At 73.0% G+C, this 4420-nt stretch carries 7 protein-coding genes; 1 reads left to right on the forward strand and 6 read right to left on the reverse strand.

Annotated elements, in window-relative coordinates:
- The 4 genes from ABD194_RS07640 to ABD194_RS07655 all read right to left on the reverse strand — a co-directional run.
- Positions 1-469, reverse strand: a 469-nt coding sequence (locus tag ABD194_RS07640; protein WP_343989677.1) for a hypothetical protein, incomplete at its 3' end; no start/stop codon positions are given.
- Positions 466-972: a hypothetical protein gene (locus tag ABD194_RS07645; RefSeq protein ID WP_343989679.1), complete on the reverse strand. Its 507-nt coding sequence runs from the start codon at positions 970-972 to the stop codon at positions 466-468. The genes ABD194_RS07640 and ABD194_RS07645, both read right to left, overlap by 4 nt.
- A 159-nt stretch (positions 973-1131) precedes the next feature.
- Positions 1132-1422: a DUF1905 domain-containing protein gene (locus ABD194_RS07650; RefSeq protein WP_343989681.1), complete on the reverse strand. Its 291-nt coding sequence runs from the start codon at positions 1420-1422 to the stop codon at positions 1132-1134.
- A gap of 34 nt (positions 1423-1456) precedes the next feature.
- The gene (locus ABD194_RS07655) at positions 1457-2029 is read right to left on the reverse strand and encodes an ArsR/SmtB family transcription factor (RefSeq protein ID WP_343989683.1); all 573 of its coding nucleotides are present in this window, start codon (positions 2027-2029) and stop codon (positions 1457-1459) included.
- A 61-nt stretch (positions 2030-2090) separates the two neighbouring features.
- Here ABD194_RS07655 and ABD194_RS07660 point away from each other — a divergent pair, with 61 nt between their 5' ends.
- On the forward strand, positions 2091-2666 hold the full coding sequence (locus tag ABD194_RS07660; protein ID WP_343989685.1) for a dienelactone hydrolase family protein: 576 nt from the start codon (positions 2091-2093) through the stop codon (positions 2664-2666).
- Between the two features lie 57 nt (positions 2667-2723).
- Here the strand turns inward: ABD194_RS07660 and ABD194_RS07665 are convergent, their stop codons facing one another.
- Both ABD194_RS07665 and ABD194_RS07670 read right to left on the reverse strand, forming a co-directional pair.
- Positions 2724-3008 (reverse strand): hypothetical protein, encoded by a 285-nt coding sequence (locus ABD194_RS07665; protein ID WP_343989687.1) that lies wholly within the window; start codon positions 3006-3008, stop codon positions 2724-2726.
- A gap of 23 nt (positions 3009-3031) precedes the next feature.
- Positions 3032-4363, reverse strand: a complete 1332-nt coding sequence (locus ABD194_RS07670; protein WP_343989689.1) for a GNAT family N-acetyltransferase — start codon at positions 4361-4363, stop codon at positions 3032-3034.
- Between the last annotated feature and the right edge of the window lie 57 nt (positions 4364-4420).

Consider the following 4420-nt stretch of genomic DNA (forward strand, 5'->3'; position numbering starts at 1 on the left):
GTGCGTCGCCGCCGGCGACGCGGGTCCGGTCGGAGCCGGCAGAGAGCGCGTCGAGCAGAGACTCGTCCACCACTGCCTTCGCCTGCTCGAGACGAGGACGCGGCGCCAGGCCGGTGCGCCGCGCGATCGCGGTGGGCAGGAAGTCGGTGCTGACCGCTGCGAACTCGTAGGTGCCGTCACCGAGGTCACTGAGCAGGGCACTGACGAAGGCCACCCAGCACTGGTGCAGGGTCACCTCGCCCGGAGTGCTGACCAGCACCTGGAGCGAGCCCAACGAGCTCGTCACCGCCGCGAGGGCGTTGCGCAGCAGGAGGTGCGGCCGGCCGTCCGAGACGACGCCCGCCCGGTGGAGCCGAGCCACGAGCTCGTCGCAGACGCCCTCGGGCTCCGTCGCGTAGTCGACGAGGCCGATGAAGGCCTCCGGGTCGAGCTGCAGGTGCCCGGTGGTCGCGTCGAAGTCGACGCTCACGCTGCGACCAGCCGCTCTGTCCGCACCACCAGGCTGGCTGCGACGGCCTCGATGACCGGGGCCATCTCGGGCACGCGCAGGGTCGCCACCCGCGCGATCAGGGTGATGCCGATGCCGTCGACGACGGTGGACCAGCACTCGGTGGTCACGGACTCGCCGGCCGGGGTCGCGTGCGTGGTGAGCCGGCGCGTGCCGGGATGACCGCCGACCTCGACGTCCTCCCGGTCGAGCAGCAGGTAGCCGTCGAGCTCGGCCGCCTCACGCAGTGAGGCCTCGCGGTCCCAGTCGACCAGCGCGCCGTCGACCGGCGTGAACGTCACGACCACGTTGGTGCGGAAGCGGTCTGCGTCGTCCGGCTCGACCGCTGCGACGACCTCGCCGGGCGCGAGCTCGATCGCGTCCCAGGCCACAGGCACGTCGAAGGACACGCCGCCCCCCTGCGCCGTCACGGTCGTCCTGCCTGGCAGCGGGTCGTGGCCCGAGTCCGTGCAGACGTCAGTCATCCGGTGTTCCTCCCCTGTACGCGTCGTCGACGCCCGCGGTCCCCCGACGGCGTGCGTACACATCATGGGGCCCAACCGGACGTATCGGAGCGGAACGGTCATAACGAATCCCGGGAATCGCGTGAACCGGTGGAAATCGTCGCGGGTCGCCGCGAGTGCTCAGTCGTCGACGCGGACGTCGAGGCCGACCGACACGGTGTCGCCCTCCTGCACGTCCTCGGCCCGACGCACGGCGTCCTTGAGCGGGACGACGTAGCCGCCGTCCTTGGGCCAGAGGGAGGTCGTCCACTCGGTGCCTCCCAGGCATGCGGTCACCGGGATCATGCCCCAGCCGTAGCTCACGTGCGCCACGTCGTGCAGGGCCTGCGACTCGTCCTCCGGCACGGTGACGAAGTAGTACGGCGCCGGCCCGCGCCACTGCCAGACCTCACCGCTGAACTCCAGCTGCATGCGCTCAATATGTCAGTCGGATGTCAGTCTGACGTCAGTCCGCGTCGGGCAGCACGGGCTGGTCGGTGGGATAGAGGCCGACGGCCAGGCCGTAGACGGTCCGTCCGGATCGGGGCAGGGCGCTGAACTCCCGCACGAGCGACTCGACGCGACGCCAGAACTCCGACGCGCTCTCCTGCGGGATCCGCGCGTGGCGCAGGGTGCTGTAGAGGGTGTCGTCCTCGTGGGCCGGCACCGACTCCGCCGCCGCCACGGACAGCGAGTTGACGCATACGGGCGTCGTGTCGTCGCCGGGGCGGCGGGCGATCCCGATCGTGATGGTGCGTCCGGTGCGGCCGTAGAAGCGCTCGTCGATGGCACGCACCCGTCGGGTCCGCACGACGCGCAGCATGCCGGCGTCGACGAGCACGCCCACGTGGTGCGCGACGGTGCTCTTCGGCCTCCCGACCGCGGCGGCCAGCTCGCCGACGGTTGCCGCGCGCTCGAGCACGAGGTCGAGCAGCGAGGACCGCAGCGGATGACCGATGGCGCGCAGCTGGGCAGGAGTCGTGAGCTCGACGGTGTCGGCGAGCTCGTAGTCGGGCAGCTGCGGGCTATTGATCGACATTGTTGGATCAGTCTAGATTGTTGGATCAACAGCCGGGAAACCTTCGAGCACAGGAGCAAGCATGGCCGACGTCCTCGTCCTCCACCACGCCCAGGGGCAGACCCCGGGCTTCCTTGCCTTCGCCGACGCCCTGCGGGCAGCAGGGCACACGGTGCACACGCCCGACCTCTACGACGGCGAGAGCTTCGCCACGCTCGACGAGGGCATGGCCAAGGCGCGGTCCGTCGGTTTCGACCGCCTCCAGGAGCAGGGAGTCGCGGCGGCGGAGGGTCTGCCGGACGACCTCGTCTATGCCGGCTTCTCCCTCGGCGTCATGGCTGCCCAGCGCCTGGCCCAGACCCGACCCGGTGCCCGTGGGGCCGTCCTGCTCGACTCGGCGATCCCGCTCGGGGAGTTCGCGCCCGGGTGGCCGGCGGGCGTCCCCGTCCAGGTCCACGGCGGCGAGGCCGACGAGTTCTTCATGGACGAGGGCGACGTGGACGCCGCTCGCGCCATCGTCGCGGCGGCACCCGACGGCGAGCTCTTCACCTATCCCGGCTGCGGGCACCTGTTCGCCGACGCCAGCACGACGGCCTACGACCCGCAGGCGGCGGGCCTCGTGCAGCAGCGCGTCCTCGGATTCCTGGCCCGCCTCTAGGCCGACGCGGCTACGCGTCGAGGCCGGCGGCGTGTGCGACGACCTGGGCGCCTCGGGTCAGTCGTAGGACGACAGCCGCCCAGAGGGTGAAGGCGAGTGCGAGGAACCGCTGGAGCCGACGAGCCAGGCGCAGGCGAAAGCGCCACCTGCGACTCCGAGCACCGTGGCGGTCTTGTAGGCGGCGTCCGGTGAGAGTGCCAGCGCGCCGACGACGAGTGCGGGCAGCGACAGAGCGCCCACGACGATCGCCCACCCGGCCGGGCGGCGCAGCCGGCACTGCTCGACGCGCACCGGTCGGTCGTCGGGCACGGCCGTCGTCGTCACCGCGCCCTCGTGGTGCACGGTCGCACCCTAGCCGGAGGGACTCAGCCCCGCGATCCCGCCGAGAACGCCTCGCGGGTCAGTGAGTAGTAGACCTCGTCGGACCAGGTGCCGTCCGGGTTCGGCAGCCGTCCGCTGAGCCGGCCCTCGGCGTGGAAGCCGGCCCTCGCGGCGGCACGCCCGGAGGCCTCGTTGCCCACCTTGTGGCCCAGCTCGAGCCTGGCGAGGCCCGCCTCCTCGAACGCCCACCGGGACACCAGCCGAAGCGCCCGGGTCGTGAAGCCGCGGCCGCGGAAGGCCGGCAGCACCCCGTACCCCACCAGTCCTGTCCCCGGGGGCCCGAGCCTCAGCACGCCGATGACGCCGGCGCCTGCACCGCTGGCGGCGTCGACCATGACGAAGCGCGCCGCCCGCCCGCGTCGCCACTCGCGTGCAGCACCCGCGGTCTTGCGCCTGGCCTCCTCGTCGCCCAGCGGCTCACCCGAGAAGTCCCACCGCAGCGACTCCTCGTTGTTGTGCTCGTCGCGGACCACCTCCCAGTCGGCGACGGTGACGGGCCGCACCGTCAGGACGCCGTCGGTCAGCGGGCCGGTCTCCGGGAAGCCCGCCGGGACGGGCCCGGCCGGCACGCCCCCGGGCGACCTCAGCAGGTAGGTGTCCAGCACCCAGCCGTGCCGTTCGAGGCAGTCGGCCCGCACCCGCCGCACGTCCTCGAGGACGCCGGCCAGCCGGCCGTGGACCAGCTGCTCGTCGGGCGTGCCGAGGTAGGCGCCCCAGAAGAGCACGAGGTCGGGGAAGGCGTCCGCGAGGCCCGCGCACGCCAGGTCCGGGTCCGAGGGGACCACCACGTCGCCCAGCGTCGGTTCGTACTCGTCCGCCAGGCGGGGCCCACTGGTGAGGTGGACCGGCGCCCCGGACCGTCCCAGCACGACCCGGTGGCGCGCCGCCAGCAGCTGTGGCGCGCTGATCCCGGCGATCACGTCGTGGTCGACGTGCACACCGCGCCCGGCGTACCGCTCCACGAGCGCCTCCACCACGCCGATCGCCGCGCCTTCGGCGGCAGGCTCTCCCCAGACGGGCAGCCCGGCCGTCGTCTCCTCGCTGTCGAGGGCGTCGAGGGCCAGGGCGTACGCGTCAACGCGGGCCGCGCTGTCGGCGGCCGTGGGGACGTCGACCACGCGGTAGCGGTGGTCGGCCGGGATCAGCGCGTCGCACACCGCCCGGCGGGCGGCAGCCAGGTGTGCGGTGTGCGCTCCCGTGCCCGTCTCCTCCACGAGGAGGACGTCGACCGTCGCGAGTGCGTGCGCGGCCTCGGCGGTCACGTGCTCCGCGCCGCCCGCCCCGAGCCCGATGACACGCAGGCGCTCGATCACCACCTCACCATCCTGCCCGACCGCCTGCCCGCGGGTCGCGGTCTACGCTGCGGGATGCTG

Origin of the sequence: Terrabacter terrae, assembly GCF_039529575.1 — a bacterium.
Classification (GTDB): domain Bacteria; phylum Actinomycetota; class Actinomycetes; order Actinomycetales; family Dermatophilaceae; genus Terrabacter; species Terrabacter terrae.